A 15,360-nucleotide genomic window follows, 5' to 3' on the forward strand; every position below is an offset into this window, starting at 1 on the left:
TAACAGCTGATAATCGACACTACTCAAGTTGTGGTCGATGGAGCGTTCACGATGCGTAGACTTCTGCTGGCGGCGGTCATTTGCGGAGCGGCGCAGGGCGCATACGCAGCCGATATGCCCGACGACCTTCCGTTCTTGCGCGGATCACAGCCGCCGAGCCTCAGCACGGTGCGGACGGTGTGGCAGGGTTTTTATGTTGGCGGACAGGCGAGCTACGGTTCAGCCGACATGGATTTCAAGAACTCCGGAAAAGAGTTACTGGAACGACTGCTGAACAACATCGATGTCGAAGGACAGTATCATCTTTCGACATGGCCGCTGGGCGGAACGTCCTCAAACCGTAATAGCGGATTTGGCGGATTCCTAGGTTATAACGTGCAGATGGAGGACGTCGTCTTCGGCGTCGAGGCCAACTACATCCACGGTAAATTCTTTGGTTCCTCGAGTGGCAGTCAAGGCCGATCGTTCAGCTACCCAACCGATTATCTGACGTCGGCGTTCGTACGATCGAGCGCTTCTATGCAAGTCACGGATTTTGGCTCGCTTCGGCTTCGCGGTGGATATTCGTTCGGCTGCTTCCTGCCGTATGCCTTCGTCGGGATGGCGATGGGGCGGGCCGATATCCAGCGCAACGCAAATTACAATCTGTACTATCAGTATGTTGGTACGCAGGTTCCACCGCTTCCCGACCTTTCAGGCTCTGGCTCTTTGTCCGACAACGCCAATGCACACTTCATCTACGGCTACGCCGCGGGTCTCGGTATCGATATGATGATCTTCGATGGTCTATTCTTACGTGCCGAATGGGAATTCCTGCGGTTTACGGCTCCGGTGGATACCGTTGTCAACACAGTGCGCGCTGGTGTGGGCTACAGGTTCTGATCGTGGTTTGATTTCGGTTCATCGCGGTTGTCATCCAGCCTAACTGCCGGGAATATCCTTGACGGGATCGGCTGATTCCCATATCCACAGCGGCGGGACACCTCCCCCCAACGGGAGGCTTGCTATCTGGAAGGATAGATCATGACCGTTGCGAAGCCTGCTTCGCGGCCGAACGTGCCGCATTTCTCTTCCGGCCCATGCGCCAAGCGCCCCGGCTGGACCCCCCAAAATCTCAAGGACGCAGCCCTCGGCCGTTCGCATCGCGCGAAGATCGGCAAGACCAGGCTCAAGCTCGCCATCGATCTGACGCGTGAGGTTCTGGAAATTCCGGCTGACTACAAGATCGGCATCGTGCCGGCGTCCGATACCGGCGCGGTCGAGATGGCTTTGTGGTCGCTACTCGGTGCGCGTCCGGTAACAGCAATCGCCTGGGAGTCTTTCGGCGAGGGCTGGATCACCGATATCCTCAAGCAGTTGAAGCTGAAGGATGTCACCAAGCTCACCGCGGGTTATGGTGAGCTTCCCGATCTTGCCAAGGCCGATCCGGCCTCTGATATCGTTTTCACCTGGAACGGGACGACGTCCGGCGTGCGTGTGCCAAATGCGGACTGGATCAGCGCCACGCGCGAAGGTCTCACGATCTGTGACGCGACGTCAGCCGCTTTCGCGCAGCCGCTCGATTGGGCCAAGCTCGATGTCGTCACCTTCTCCTGGCAGAAGGCGCTAGGCGGCGAGGCGGCGCACGGGATGTTGATTCTCAGCCCACGCGCCGTGGCGCGGCTTGAGAGCTACACGCCGCCGTGGCCGATGCCGAAGATTTTTCGCATGACCAAGGGCGGCAAGCTGATCGACGGCATATTCGCTGGCGAGACCATCAACACGCCGTCGATGCTGTGTGTCGAGGACTATCTCGACGCGCTGAACTGGGGCAAGTCGGTTGGCGGCCTCAAGGGCATGATTGCGCGCGCTGACGCCAACACCAAGGTGTTGAGTGATTGGGTGGCGAAGACGCCGTGGATCGATTTTCTGGCCAAGGATCCGGCGATCCGATCAAATACGTCAGTCTGCCTGAAGGTCGTCGACTCCACGATCACGTCGTTGCCGCCAGAATCGCAAGCCGATTTCGCCAAGAAACTCGTTGGTGCAATTGAGAAAGAAGGCGCGGGCTACGATTTCGGGTACTACCGCGATGCGCCACCGGGTCTGCGCATCTGGTGCGGTGCCACGGTGGAGGCGAGCGACGTCGCACTGCTGACGCAATGGATTGATTGGGCCTTCGCCGAGGCCAAGGCCTCGCTTGCAAAAGCGGCGTAGTCTCTAGGCTCGATGCCTTGTTTCCCTCTCCCCCTGTGGGAGAGGTGCCCGAACGAAGGGAGAGCGGATGAGGGGTGTTTCCCGTCGCCGCTTCAATCCTCACCCGCTCAATCTCGTTTCACTCGATTTCGTGACCCTATGAGCGAACTTCGCTCGTCTCGGCTCCCACAAGGGGAGAGGGAAGAAACGGTCTCACCACTCACCCCGGCGCAGCGCGCCGACCCTCTCCCTCAAGGGGAGGATAGAGGACAACATCATGACCAAACCCAAGGTTCTCATTTCCGATGCGCTTAGCCCTGCCGCCGTGCAGATCTTCAAGGATCGCGGCATCGAGGTCGATTTCCAGCCTGCGCTAGGCAAGGACAAGGACAAGCTCGCCGAGATCATCGGCAACTATGACGGCCTTGCCATCCGCTCCGCCACCAAGGCGACCGCGAAAATTCTCGCCAATGCCAAGAAGCTGAAGGTGATCGGCCGCGCCGGCATCGGCGTCGACAACGTTGAGATTCCGGCGGCGACGGCCAAGGGCGTCATCGTCATGAACACGCCGTTCGGCAACTCGATCACGACCGCCGAACATGCGATCACCCTGATGCTGGCGCTGGCGCGCGAAATTCCCGCCGCCGATGCCTCGACCCAGGCCGGCAAGTGGGAGAAGAACCGCTTCATGGGCGTCGAGATCACCGGCAAGACGCTGGGCGTGATCGGCTGCGGCAACATCGGCTCGATCGCCGCCGACCGCGCGCTTGGCCTGAAGATGAAGGTGATTGCGTTCGATCCGTTCCTGTCTCCGGAGCGGGCCAAGGATCTCGGCGTGGAGAAGGTCGAACTCGACGATCTGTTTACGCGCGCTGACTTCATCACGCTGCATACGCCGCTGACCGACAAGACTCGCAACATCATCGACGCTGCCGCTATCGCCAAGATGAAGAAGGGCGTGCGCATCATCAACTGTGCGCGTGGCGGCCTGGTGGACGAGCAGGCGTTGGTCGATGCGCTCAACGCCAAGCAAGTCGCAGGTGCGGCGTTCGACGTGTTTGTCGAGGAGCCTGCCACCAAGAACGTGCTGTTCGGCCATCCCAACGTGATCTGCACGCCGCATCTCGGCGCCTCCACCACCGAAGCGCAGGAGAACGTGGCATTGCAGGTTGCTGAGCAGATGTCAGACTATCTGCTCACCGGTGCGATCACCAACGCCATCAATTTTCCCTCGATCACGGCGGAGGAAGCGCCGAAGCTGAAGCCGTTTGTCGAGCTTGCGGAAAAGCTCGGCTCGTTCGCCGGTCAGCTCACGGAGACCGGAATCTCAAAGGTGACCATCACCTATGAGGGGCACGTCGCCGAAATGAAGATCAAAGCGCTGACCTCGGCGGCGCTGTCGGGCCTGCTGCGGCCGATGCTGGGCGATGTCAACGTCGTGTCCGCGCCGGTCGTCGCCAAAGAGCGCGGCATGGTGGTGGACGAGGTCGTCCGCGCCGCGCAGAGCGATTATGAAAGCCTCATCACGGTAACGGTCGCAACCGAACGGCAGGAGCGTTCGGTGTCGGGAACGGTTTACGCCGATGGTCAGCCGCGCCTCGTCGACGTCAAGGGCATCCGCGTCGATGCCGAGTTTGGCAAGTCGATGATCTACGTCACCAACGAGGACAAGCCGGGCTTCATCGGCAAGTTCGCCTCTCTGCTCGGTGACGCGGGCGTCAACATCGCGACGTTCAATCTCGGCCGTAACAAGCAAGGCGGCGACGCCATCGCGCTGGTTGAGGTTGACGGCAGCGTGCCGGAGAACGTTCTCGCCAAGGTGCAGGCGCTGCCGCAGGTCAAGCAGGCCAAGGTGCTGACCTTCTGACCGGCCGAGGCCTGATCATGATGGATCTACGGCTAGAGCCTTTCCCGCTTCTGATGAAATCAGAAGCGGTGCTCTATGATTTTGATCTGACGCGTCACGCAAACCCGGCATCCACTTCGCTAGAAACACCATAAGTCAGCCCGGCGTTTCATCACTTCATCAGCGCGCGAACCTCGTCGCGCAGCGCCTGACGCGAGCCGTCGTGCGAATAGAACATGTGGCCGCCGGGATAGACCACAAACTTGCCCCGGTCGCGCGAGCCGAAGGTCGGTAATTGATCGAGGCGGATCTGGGAGGCGAGATAAGGTGTCGCCAGATCAAACAATCCATGTGCGACAAGCAGCTTGAATTTTGCGTCCGCAGCAAGCAGTTCGCGGATGTCAGACGTCGACTCGACGGACGACCGGCTCTTGCCGAAATCCCATTCCCGGTTGACGCTGCGGCTGAGCAGTTCATAGGAGCCCGCCGGCCGCCAGTTCAGCTTGTGTGCATAGAGTTCGAACGCCGCCGATGTCAGCGCGGATAGCAGCGGCTCCTCCGAAGGGTCGTTGAAGTCGCTGGCGCTTGATTCCGGGTAGGGGTCGAACCCCAGCACCGAGGCATCATAGCGTCCGGTTACCTTGCCGCTGCTGCGGTCGAAGGCGCGGCGGAATTCGCTGACGTCGAATCGCCCGGCGAGGCGGCGGCTCTCCGCCTGATCGATTCCCGTCAGTGACGCGAAGCGGTCGGCAAGCCGCCGCGTGGCTTCCGCATCGGCCTGTCCCTTGACGAGATCGGTCAGGAAGTCACCCCGTGCATAGGCTTCAACGTCGGCCATGTCCGCGCGGGTCAGCGTTCTGTCCTTCTCCTTTTCCCGTGCAACCGCCGCCATGCTCGGCAGGCTTGCCACGAACCGGGTCAACCCCGCGCCCAACACGTCGCCGAAGTCAAGCGCCGGGGAGATCAGAATCAGCCCCTTGACGGCGACGCCCTGCCGGGTCAGCAGGTTACGGGCGATCTTCGGTCCGCGAATGCCGCCATAGCTTTCGCCGGTGATGAATTTCGGCGACTGCATCCGGTCGGCTTTCTCCAGCCAGCGCCGGATCACCAGAGCAATCGAGTCCACGTCGCCATCGACTGTGAGGAAGCGTTTTCGTGCGTCGTCCCCGTGCGCCACCATGCGGCTGTAGCCGGTGCCCAACGGATCGATGAAAACGAGATCGGTGAAGTCGAGCCAGGTTTCCGCGTTCGGCTCCAGCGGCATTGGAATGGAAGGGCTGGTGATCGCGCGGTCCATCGGGATGCGCCAGGGGCCGTTGCTGCCGAATTGCAGCCACGCCGAAGAGGCGCCGGGACCACCGTTGAAAACAAAGGTCACCGGGCGGCTGCGGGAATCGGCGCCGTCGAGTTGATAGGCTGTGGTGGCGATGTCCGCTTGCGGTTCGCCTTTGTCGTTAAAAATACGAATAGTGCCCGCCGTTGCGGCGAAGGCCAACGTCCGGCCCGGTAGGACGAGCTTATGCCTGGTGGTCGAATCCGGCGGCAACCGGCGATTGTCGGCGGTTGCGGCAGGCCGGTCGCCGCCGTCCCGAGGGTCGGCGGGCGTGGTTTCTGCATGGTGCGATGGCGCGTCGGACGCCCCCTCGCGCGTGTAAGCGGCAGAAGGAGCCAGTATCGCCAGCAACATCGCTCCCGCGCATAACTCGCGGGTCATCAGACGGCGCATCTCTCCTCCTGTTCTCGGCGGTTGAGCGGTAAGCCGAACATTGATTATCGAGCGTCCTTAAAAACTATGGCGGGCACGGGACCGCATGGAAGCCGCAGGACGCCACGTTTGTCAGGATGAATCAACGGCTTGGAGGGGCAGTTCGGGGCCGTTCCGGCTTGCGTCAACCGCACGCATCCTTTATCCGATGGGACGCCTCGCGTGGCTGGCGGCTTTGTATTGCGTCTGTCGTGTTTCGGCTGGCGGGGTGGTCCGGAAGATCGCTTCATTTTCGCTGCGATCTTTTTTCAAGCGAGTTTCCGAACCCACACCATTTACGACAATCACGAGTTGCCGGTGCCCTTCGAATTCGAGGTTCGTTACCGAAGGCGCTGTCGAGACACGCCCCACTTTTGCAAGGAATTTCCGCGGAAATGACCAACGTTGTCGTCGTCGGCGCCCAATGGGGCGACGAGGGAAAGGGCAAGATCGTCGACTGGCTGTCGGAGCAGGCGGATATCGTCGTTCGCTTCCAGGGTGGCCATAATGCTGGTCATACGCTCGTTATCGACGGAAATACCTATAAGCTGGCATTGCTGCCCTCGGGGGTCGTCCGCTCGTCGAAGCTGTCGATCATCGGCAATGGTGTCGTGTTCGATCCGCAAGCCTTCGTCAACGAGGTCGAGAAGCTGAAGGGGCAGGGCGTCAAAATCGGCCCCGACAACCTGCGCGTTGCCGAGAACGTCACGCTGATCCTGCCGCTGCATCGCGAACTGGACAGCTTGCGCGAGAATGCAAGCGCGGCGACAGCGATCGGTACCACCCAGCGCGGCATCGGTCCGGCCTATGAGGACAAGGTCGGCCGCCGCGCCATCCGCCTGATGGACCTCGCCGACCCGCAGACGCTGCCGCACAAGATCGAGCGGCTGCTCACCCATCACAACGCGCTGCGCCGCGGCCACGGTATCGCGGAAGTGGATAGCGGCGCGCTGTTGAAGGAGCTCGCCGCAATTGCGCCGCGTGTGCTGCCCTATGCTGACAGCGTGTGGAATCTGCTCGATCACAAGCGCCGCGAAGGCAAGCGCATCCTGTTTGAAGGCGCTCAAGGCGCGTTGCTGGACGTCGATCACGGCACCTACCCTTACGTCACCTCCTCCAACACTGTTGCAGCCCAGGCGGCCACGGGCACCGGCATGGGACCGAGCGCGCTCGGCTACGTACTCGGTATCTGCAAGGCCTACACGACGCGTGTCGGCCAAGGGCCGTTCCCGACCGAACTCACGGACGAAATCGGCGAAACGATCGGTCAGCGCGGCAAGGAATTCGGCGTCAACACCGGGCGTAAACGGCGTTGCGGCTGGTTCGACGCCATGCTGGTACGGCAGACCGTGCGTACCAGCGGCATACATGGCCTTGCACTGACCAAACTCGATATTCTTGACGGCTTTGACACGATCCAAGTCTGCACTGGCTACCGTCTCGACGGCAAGGACATCGACCATCTGCCGGCCGGAGAGGGGGCGCAGGCTCGCATCGAGCCAGTTTATGAAACGATCGAGGGCTGGAAGGAGCCGACGGCCAACGCGCGTTCATGGGCGGCCTTGCCGGCTCAAGCCATCAAATATGTTCGCCGGATTGAGGAACTGGTGGGGTGTCCGGTCGCTCTGTTGTCTACTAGCCCCGAGCGCGAAGACACCATTTTAGTTCAGAACCCTTTCGAGGCTTAACGGGGTGTTACGGGAATGCGTTCAAGGTTAATGTTCGTGCATTGAGGAGACATGGCTGATTATTACCCGCTGATCGCACGCGCTATCTCTGGACTGGACGTCAACGCGCCCGGCGAGCAGCGGCGCGCGCTCTACGAGCGGGCAAGGACGGCTCTGATCGCTCAGCTCCGCGGCGTCGAGCCGCCTTTAAGCGAGTCCGAGATCACCCGCGAGCGGTTGGCGCTGGAAGAGGCTGTGCGCAAGGTCGAGTCCGAGGCTGCCCAACGCGCTCGCGAGGCCTCGCGTAGTGGTGGTTCGCGCTCCGGCGATGCTTTCCGTGCCGCGACGCGCGCTGCGATGAAGTCGCAGGACCCGGCTGCCCCGCCGTCAGCCCGCTCGCGCGTCAACGCGACACCCCAACCGCGCAATCTGCGCGCTGACTCACCCCCATCTGATCCACCCTCATCCGCCAATCCGCCGCCGTCTTGGCGACCTCCCGGGCCGCCGATCCCAATACAGGATGAGCCGCCGCCTGCCCGCGAGCGGCAAAGCCAGGGGCAGCCGCGCCGCAATCTCGAGCCCGATCGCCCGCCGCCGCCGGTTCCGGGTTTTCGAGACGTTACCGCGGATGCTGACGATCTCGGCCGCGCCGCGGCGCAAGCCAATCGCTCGGCCCGCCGCACCTATGCCAATGTGCGATCACAGTCACCCGAATTCGACCGGCTTGAGCCGAGCCTTGAGAATCGCGGTGCGTTCGAGGGAGCGTACCCTTCCAATGAATCGTCCTTCGGCGGTGCCGTGGACGACCAACCGCCGCCCCTGCCGCGTTCGTGGCCGCAGCCTGGTCGCGACAGACCGAAGCGCGTGTTCGGCGGCGGCTTTCCGCTCAAGACTGCGATCGCGGTCGGCCTGGTGTTGATCCTCGCCGGAGCTGGAATTGTCTGGGGTCCGAATGCGGTTTCGGCCGTGCGCGGGCTGTTCGATTCCTCAAACCAAACTGCCGAGGTTGCGAAGCCGGCCACGCCGGGACTGAAGCCGAAGATCGCTGATCGGGTCGGTCAGCCTTCGTTATCCGAAACGATTGCGCCGGTGGCGCAGCGCGTCGTGCTGTATGACGAGGATCCGTCGGATCCCAAGGGCAAGCAGTATGTCGGCTCGGTGGTGTGGCGCACCGAAGAAGTGAAGGGCGCGGCTGGTAACACGCCGGAGATTGCGGTGCGCGCCGAGATCGAAGTCCCCGAACGTAAGTTCAAGATGACGATGTCGTTCCGCCGCAACACCGATACCTCGCTGCCCGCCAGTCATACGGCAGAGCTGACCTTTGTGTTGCCGCAGGATTTCGACGGCGGCGGAGTCTCCAACGTCCCCGGCATCCTGATGAAGTCCAACGAACAGTCCCGCGGCACCCCGCTGGCGGGGCTTGCCGTCAAGGTCACCGACGGCTTCTTCCTGGTCGGGCTATCGAACGTCGAGTCCGATCGGGCGCGTAATCTTCAGCTCTTGAAAGAGCGCTCGTGGTTTGACGTGCCGCTGGTCTATACGAATCAACGTCGCGCGATCATCGCCATCGAGAAAGGCGCGCCGGGGGATCGTGCGTTCAACGAGGCTTTCACGGCGTGGGGCGAGTAGCGCTTCTTGGACGGTGACTTTGGCGCTGTTATACACGTGAAGCGTGGTTATTAAGATTCTCTGTCACGTCGGGACATATTCTCTCCGGAAGGTCGCTTTTGATTGAATCAGAGGTGACGAACGCAGGGAATATTCCGCATGACCAGCAGATATCGAAAACGTACCTTTATGCGGTGCGGTCCTCGCCTGCGGGCGAGGCCGTGCTCGCGACATGATGCGACTTGGCCTCGGCGGTCTCCGCTTGGCTCGCCAACGTGCGATGCTCTGGCCCGATCTGCTCGGCCGCGTTGTCGAGCAACTCGCGCAAGTGCGCGACATATTCGGCGCCAAACTTCTGCGGCGGAATCTGACTCATGCAATGCCCCTCCCCATCGACATGATCTCCAAAGTAAAGCCAGTTTCCGATGCGATCATGCAAGACGCTTGAGCAGAGAAAGTGGCGGCGTAATGGGGCGGAGTTGCGTCTTGGGCAGGGAGATGTCAGGGCAGACCGCAGCGTTGTTCCGATACGAAGCCACTGATGATTACATGTGAGCAACGAATGATGGAATGATGTGCGAAGGCGCCACGATGGAACAGGAGACCTCATCACGATCGTGCGCGACCGCGTGACGTAGCTTGCGAAAATTGCCGGGAGAGCCCATGTGAAAGCCATGAGATCCACGCCGAACGACGATTTTTATTTCCGCGACACCTCCCGATCCCGGGGATCGGCACGTGCAAAGATCATCGATCAGGACGGTCGTGAAATTCCTGCGGGCGCCGATGGTTTCGAGGCCGGCGCATTCGGGGCATTTAAGCAAGGCGCCGCGGCATCCGGCGGTTTTGAATTCATCGCGGCATTTCAGCCGCTCACCCGCGAGCAGCGGTTGGCACGGCTGGACGCGATCGCGAAGCTGCTTGACGTTGCTTTCGTCGTTCCAGGAACGAACATCCGCTACGGCATCGATGGCTTGATCGGGCTGGTGCCGGTGATCGGCGACGTCATAACCACGGCGTTCTCACTATGGCTTGTGCGAGAAGCGCGGGCGCTTGGTGCGCCCTGGCACATCACCGCGCGGATGTTGAGCAACGTCGCGGTTGACGGGGTGGTCGGATTGGTGCCCGTGGCCGGCGATGCCTTCGACGTGATGTTTCGCGCCAACGTGCGCAACGTGCGGATGTTCAGGCGCTGGCTCGAGCGGCAGCCACGTTAGAGCACGAGCCCGACTCGAAGCGCCGCGCGAACGCACAGAGGAAACCGGTCCTGAGAAGATCCGTGCTTAGTCAAAACATCAAAACGAGAGCCCGATTCAATTCCGTTTGAGTCAGGTGAATCAGACTCCGGGGTCTGATTCACCAATCTTCACGCAGCGTCCTTCGAAGCGCTTGTTTCCGCGGATGCCGTCTCGGATTCGCGGCGAGGCAGCGGAAAATCGCGGCTGTCATAGAGCGAGCGGATACCGTTCTGATCGAAGCGAGCTTCGTCCACCTGAAGATACGCGCCGTTCAGTGAGTCGGCCGGTAATTCCTCGATTGCGAAACGTACGGCGTCGGCCGCGGTATCGAAACGGCGGTAGGTAAAACCGGCACGCCTTTTCTTGCGAACCGCGGCGGGAAACAGTTCGGCGGATTTCTTGAAGCTGAAGGCCATGGCGGAACCTCTACAAATTCGTGTACGCAACGGATCAATGCACTGGCACCGGCCACCCCTGGCCGCTGAGCATCGGCATGTCATGATGAACAGTTATATAGGTGCGCGGGGTAGAAATTGCGACCTTTTAAGGCCGGGATAATGAATCCGGGGTCCAAAACCAGAATTTCGATAAAAAGCTCGGCAATCTACTAAGATGGCCCCGGGGCGAGCTGTTTATTCGCCCCGTCGGGGTCAGATTGGAGTGTCCACCCACAGCTGGGACCCATCGTGGCGCGAGAAGGGTGGAATTCGAGGTAGTCGCCGCCGCTATTTCGGCTCGAGTTTAACGGCGGCCGAATTAATGCAGTAACGCAAACCGGTGGGTCCAGGACCGTCATTGAAGACATGGCCGAGATGACCGCTGCATCTCGAGCAAAGCACCTCGGTTCGGATCATGCCGTGGCTGGTGTCGTGCTCCTCATCAATATGGCTTTTGACCGCAGGCGCGGTGAAGCTCGGCCAGCCGCACCCCGAATCGAACTTGGCGTCGGATTCGAACAGCGTCTGCCCGCATCCGGCGCAGACATAGGTACCTGTGCGGCGCTCGTGTTCGTATTCGCCGGAGAACGGCTGCTCGGTCGCCTTCTCGCGCAGAACCGCATATTGCATCGGCGTCAGTTCCTTGCGCCATTCGCTGTCGCTCTTCGTGATTTTGGCTGGCATTGTCCTGCTGTCTGGCATGACTCCTCCTCTGTTTTTCAGTTCGTGTTCCTGGCGTTGCCGACCAGCGTTGGCTTCTGGAGATAGTTGGGTGCGAAAACCTTCTGCAAATTTCGGATCTTCGGAAGGTCATGAGATGCAATATAGGGTTGGTCGGGATGCAGCGTCAGGTAATCCTGATGATAGGTCTCGGCCGGAAAAAATCCCTGCAGCGTTCCAACCCTGGTCACGATCGGCTTGTTGTAGACCCTGGCGGCGTTGAGTTGGGCGATATAGGTATCAGCGACTTTCTTCTGCTCGTCGTTGAGCGCGAAAATCTCCGAGCGATATTGTGTGCCGGTGTCCGGCCCCTGGCGGTTGAGCTGGGTCGGATCGTGCGCCACCGAGAAGAATATTTGCAGTATTTTTCCGTAGCTGATCCGCTTCGGATCGAACTTGATCTCGACCGATTCCGCGTGTCCCGTGGTGCCAGTGCTCACCAGTTCGTATTCGGCGGTTTTCCTCGCGCCGCCGGCATAACCCGAGACCGCGTTGACCACGCCGGCGGTGTGCTGGAACACCCCCTGCACGCCCCAGAAGCAGCCGCCGGCGATGACCGCGGTCTGGATGCCGTCGGCAGCCTTCACATCCAGGGCCGGCGGCGGAATGATCACGGCGTCTTCGGCGCGGGATGCTCCGGAAAGGAGCCCCGACAGCGCAACTGCGCCAACGACAGTAGCGGCGACGAAGGCATTACGGCCGAACGGATTGCGGGTCATGCGTGAGTCCTTGGCACGGTTGAAAGGTATGCCGCACAACAGCGCCGCTTTCGCAGCATACGCGTTCAAGATACTTGGAGATGGCCGGTTTGGTTACTGGTCGTTATGTCTTGGCAGGCCACGAATCCGTGAGCGGCGTCCTTTGGGTGATGGCCGGCGGTATAGCGCTTTCGAGCGAAGTGGATACCGGTTCGCGTGAAAGGCTCCAACGCGGGAAGCAGGCACGACTCGCTTCTTCGCTACAGCTACTTGAAGCGCGGCCGTTTTGCGTCGGCTCGGCGGAAACGCACCCCCTCCTTGTCGCCAAGACGCGTTGCGACATAGCCGGCTTCGATGCAGGCTTCACGTTGCGGCATCCGTTCCTTCGCCGCACGTGTCGTATCCCACCACGACGCGCGCTGCGCCGCTCGCGGGAGATCGTCTTCGATAATTTGCTCGATCTGCGCGAAGCTCAGGACGAATTCGGTCTGCGTCTGTTGTTTCAGGTAATCGCGCAACGCATCGTAGTTCGGCACCTTATTACGTCCTGAGATATTTCTTCATTTCCGCGCGCAGGCCCTCGCGAAGGTCGGGGCGCGCCATCCCGTAAGCGATATTGGCGCGCAGGAAACCCGCTCGCGAGCCGCAGTCGTGGCGCTCGCCAGCGAATTCGAGGCCATGGAAGGCTTGCGATTTCGACAGGCCGATCATGGCGTCGGTGAGCTGGATTTCGCCGCCGGCGCCGCGTTCCTGGCTTCCGAGAATTTCGAAGATCTCAGGCTGGAGAATGTAGCGCCCGGTGATGGAAAGGTTAGAGGGGGCTGTGCCCTTCGGCGGCTTCTCCACCATACCCTCGATCTCGAAGGTATTGCCACTGCGCTTGCCGACGCCGCAGATCCCGTAATTGTGGGTCATGTCGTCGGGCACCGCTTCCACCGCGACAATGTTGGATTTTGGTCCGAGATTCTCCGCGGCCTGCATCATTTGCTTGAGGCAGCCCGGCGTGTTCAGCACCAGTTCGTCCGGCAGCACCACCGCGAAAGGCTCCGCGCCGACGATGTCGCGGGCGCACCACACCGCGTGGCCAAGCCCGAGCGGCGCCTGTTGTCGGGTAAAACTCACCGCGCCCGCTTCGGCCTGGAATTGAGCCAGCAGATCCATCTCGGTCTTTTTGCCGCGCGCCTTCAGCGTTTCGTCCAGTTCGAACTGGCGGTCGAAATGATCCTCGATTGCGCTCTTGTTGCGGCCGGTCACGAACACGAAATGCTCGATGCCAGCTTCCCTGGCTTCGTCGAACACGTATTGGATCAACGGCCGATCGACAATCGTGAGCATTTCTTTCGGCATGGCCTTGGTGGCAGGAAGAACGCGGGTGCCGAGGCCGGCAACCGGAAAAACGGCTTTGCGGATTTTCATATCGATTCTGTGGGTTGTTTTGCAGGCGGGATGATACGATCAGTTGATACGTTGTTAGCCGGTTTTGCAGCTGGGAACAAAGATGGATATGTGGTTGCTGCCGGTGGCCCTGTGGGGAAGCATCATAAGATGCGGTGAATGTGTTCCTCTGTTCCCGGTCAGGTGCTCTGCCCTTCAAGCGGAGTTCCGTCGGCACATGAACCGATTAGGTTCAAGCTGCGGCCGACTGTCCCCGGCAGGCAGGAAAAAGATACGCTGTTAAGCCGATGGAAACCGTGACAGGGGCCTCCTGAGATCATGATACTCCATCAAATATAGGTCAGATAAAGGTCCGGAATGGTTGCGATTGTGATGCAAGGATGGATGCGCGGAATAGGTATGGCGGCCGTTTTAGCGCTTGCAGTGCTTGTGCCGCCAGGCGAGGCGCGCGCCCAGGCATCGAATGGCAACGGCATCCAGGGTTTTCTTGACAACCTTTTCACCGGGTCGGTCGAGAATGGCGGGCAGGGCGCGTCCCTGCCGCCGCGCGGCGGATCGGAGCAGCTTCAGCCCACCCCGAAGCAGGCCGCAGGTTCGGAGGCGTTGCCCTGGAGCGGCGAGGACGGCGCGTCCGGTCATCCGCTGATGACTGCGAGCGCGATTCGTCAAGCCGCGGCGAATTTCCAGAACTGCGTTGCGGCCATGTGGCCCGATGCGGCGCGACGTCACGTTACGCGTGAAAATTTCGAGCGCTTCACTGCGGGACTGTCGCCCGATCTCCGCATCATGGACCTGATGGACTCGCAGCCGGAATTCACCAAGGCGATCTGGGATTATCTCGATATCCTGGTCAACGATGCGCGGCTCGCGCGTGGCCGCGAAGTCCTCGCGAGCTACAAGCGCCAGTTCGACGCGGCGGAGAAGGCCTATGGTGTTGACCGTTACGCCATCGCGGCGATCTGGGGCATCGAGTCGAATTATTCGACGCGGATAGGTGATCGCAGCGTGCTGCAATCGACTGCGACGCTGGCATGCGTCGGCCGCCGCCAGACATATTTCCGGGACGAGTTTCTGGCCGCGCTTGAGATCCTCAATCGGGGCGATCTGCGGCCGGAGCAGATGCACGGCTCATGGGCGGGCGCGTTCGGCCCGACGCAGTTCATGCCGACGGCATTCAAACGTTACGCGGTTGATGGCGACGGCGATGGCCGACGCGACGTGGTCGACGATCCCGCCGACCTGATCGCATCCACCGCCAACAACCTGAAGAAAGACGGTTGGCAGACCGGCAGGGCTTGGGGTTACGAAGTAGTCGTTCCTAAAAACTTCGACTACATGCTGGCGGACAGCGCCAAAGCGATGACGCTTGCACAGTGGGAGCATCTCGGCATCCGGCGTGCCGGCAACAAGGCGTTCCCGTATTCCTCCGACCGCGCCTATCTGCTTGCGCCCGCTGGCGCTGGGGGACCGGGTTTTCTGATGTTGCAGAATTTCCGGGTCTTCATGAAGTACAACCCGGCGGAGGCCTATGCGCTGGCGATCGGCCACTTTGCCGATCGGTTGCGCGGCGGGGAACCCTTCGTGCAGCCGTGGCCACGGCAGGAGCGGGTGCTATCCCGTGCCGAGCGGCTCGAGTTACAGCAGCTATTGGTCCGGCAGGGCTTTTATCGCGGAACTCCCGACGGCCAGATCGGTAGCCAGACGCGGGAGGCACTGCGCGGCTTTCAGGCTTCAGTCGGGGCGCCTGCCGATGGTTTTGCATCGTCCGACGCGCTGGAACGGTTGCGGCGGCGGTAGGGCCTGGCCGAGCATCAAGGTAATACCCAGGGAAT

At 61.0% G+C, this 15,360-nt stretch carries 14 protein-coding genes; 7 read left to right on the top strand and 7 right to left on the bottom strand.

The window, feature by feature from the left end:
- The first annotated feature begins 51 nt into the window (after positions 1–51).
- The 3 genes from B2M20_RS04535 to serA all read left to right on the top strand — a co-directional run bounded on the left by B2M20_RS04535 (position 52) and on the right by serA (position 4,042).
- Positions 52–882, top strand: coding sequence for an outer membrane protein (locus B2M20_RS04535; protein WP_079445919.1), 831 nt, complete (start codon positions 52–54; stop codon positions 880–882).
- Between the two features lie 141 nt (positions 883–1,023).
- Positions 1,024–2,196, top strand: coding sequence for a phosphoserine transaminase (locus tag B2M20_RS04540; protein ID WP_079445892.1), 1,173 nt, complete (start codon positions 1,024–1,026; stop codon positions 2,194–2,196).
- A 256-nt stretch (positions 2,197–2,452) separates the two neighbouring features.
- Positions 2,453–4,042, top strand: a complete 1,590-nt coding sequence (gene serA, locus B2M20_RS04545) for a phosphoglycerate dehydrogenase (RefSeq protein ID WP_079445893.1) — start codon at positions 2,453–2,455, stop codon at positions 4,040–4,042.
- A 151-nt stretch (positions 4,043–4,193) separates the two neighbouring features.
- On the opposite strand, the gene B2M20_RS04550 is transcribed toward serA, so the two are convergent.
- Positions 4,194–5,747, bottom strand: a complete 1,554-nt coding sequence (locus B2M20_RS04550; RefSeq protein WP_079445894.1) for a S10 family peptidase — start codon at positions 5,745–5,747, stop codon at positions 4,194–4,196.
- Between the two features lie 413 nt (positions 5,748–6,160).
- On the opposite strand from B2M20_RS04550, the gene B2M20_RS04560 reads away from it, so the two are divergent.
- Both B2M20_RS04560 and B2M20_RS04565 read left to right on the top strand, forming a co-directional pair.
- Positions 6,161–7,453, top strand: coding sequence for an adenylosuccinate synthase (locus tag B2M20_RS04560; RefSeq protein ID WP_079445896.1), 1,293 nt, complete (start codon positions 6,161–6,163; stop codon positions 7,451–7,453).
- Positions 7,454–7,504: 51 nt separating this feature from the next.
- Positions 7,505–9,061, top strand: a complete 1,557-nt coding sequence (locus B2M20_RS04565) for a hypothetical protein (RefSeq protein ID WP_079445897.1) — start codon at positions 7,505–7,507, stop codon at positions 9,059–9,061.
- A gap of 166 nt (positions 9,062–9,227) precedes the next feature.
- Here the strand turns inward: B2M20_RS04565 and B2M20_RS04570 are convergent, their stop codons facing one another.
- Positions 9,228–9,416 (bottom strand): hypothetical protein, encoded by a 189-nt coding sequence (locus tag B2M20_RS04570; protein ID WP_079445898.1) that lies wholly within the window; start codon positions 9,414–9,416, stop codon positions 9,228–9,230.
- Positions 9,417–9,714: 298 nt separating this feature from the next.
- Here B2M20_RS04570 and B2M20_RS04575 point away from each other — a divergent pair, with 298 nt between their 5' ends.
- On the top strand, positions 9,715–10,257 hold the full coding sequence (locus tag B2M20_RS04575; RefSeq protein ID WP_079445899.1) for a DUF4112 domain-containing protein: 543 nt from the start codon (positions 9,715–9,717) through the stop codon (positions 10,255–10,257).
- Between the two features lie 149 nt (positions 10,258–10,406).
- Here B2M20_RS04575 and B2M20_RS04580 read toward each other — a convergent pair whose 3' ends face one another.
- The 5 genes from B2M20_RS04580 to B2M20_RS04600 form a co-directional block, all read right to left on the bottom strand.
- Complete coding sequence (locus tag B2M20_RS04580) at positions 10,407–10,694, bottom strand: hypothetical protein (protein WP_079445900.1); 288 nt, start codon at positions 10,692–10,694, stop codon at positions 10,407–10,409.
- A 309-nt stretch (positions 10,695–11,003) separates the two neighbouring features.
- Positions 11,004–11,417, bottom strand: coding sequence for a peptide-methionine (R)-S-oxide reductase MsrB (msrB, locus tag B2M20_RS04585; protein WP_079445901.1), 414 nt, complete (start codon positions 11,415–11,417; stop codon positions 11,004–11,006).
- A gap of 17 nt (positions 11,418–11,434) precedes the next feature.
- Positions 11,435–12,154, bottom strand: a complete 720-nt coding sequence (msrA, locus tag B2M20_RS04590; RefSeq protein WP_079445920.1) for a peptide-methionine (S)-S-oxide reductase MsrA — start codon at positions 12,152–12,154, stop codon at positions 11,435–11,437.
- A 245-nt stretch (positions 12,155–12,399) separates the two neighbouring features.
- The gene (locus B2M20_RS04595; protein ID WP_079445902.1) at positions 12,400–12,669 is read right to left on the bottom strand and encodes a DUF7662 domain-containing protein; all 270 of its coding nucleotides are present in this window, start codon (positions 12,667–12,669) and stop codon (positions 12,400–12,402) included.
- Positions 12,670–12,673: 4 nt separating this feature from the next.
- A complete protein-coding gene (locus tag B2M20_RS04600; RefSeq protein WP_079445903.1) occupies positions 12,674–13,549 on the bottom strand; it encodes a UTP--glucose-1-phosphate uridylyltransferase in 876 nt (291 codons plus the stop codon).
- Positions 13,550–13,927: 378 nt separating this feature from the next.
- Between B2M20_RS04600 and B2M20_RS04605 the strand changes: the two genes are divergently transcribed.
- The gene (locus tag B2M20_RS04605) at positions 13,928–15,325 is read left to right on the top strand and encodes a lytic murein transglycosylase (protein ID WP_087881105.1); all 1,398 of its coding nucleotides are present in this window, start codon (positions 13,928–13,930) and stop codon (positions 15,323–15,325) included.
- Positions 15,326–15,360 lie beyond the last annotated feature (35 nt).

The organism is Nitrobacter vulgaris (assembly GCF_002028545.1).
In the GTDB taxonomy this organism is placed as follows: Bacteria; Pseudomonadota; Alphaproteobacteria; order Rhizobiales; family Xanthobacteraceae; genus Nitrobacter; species Nitrobacter vulgaris.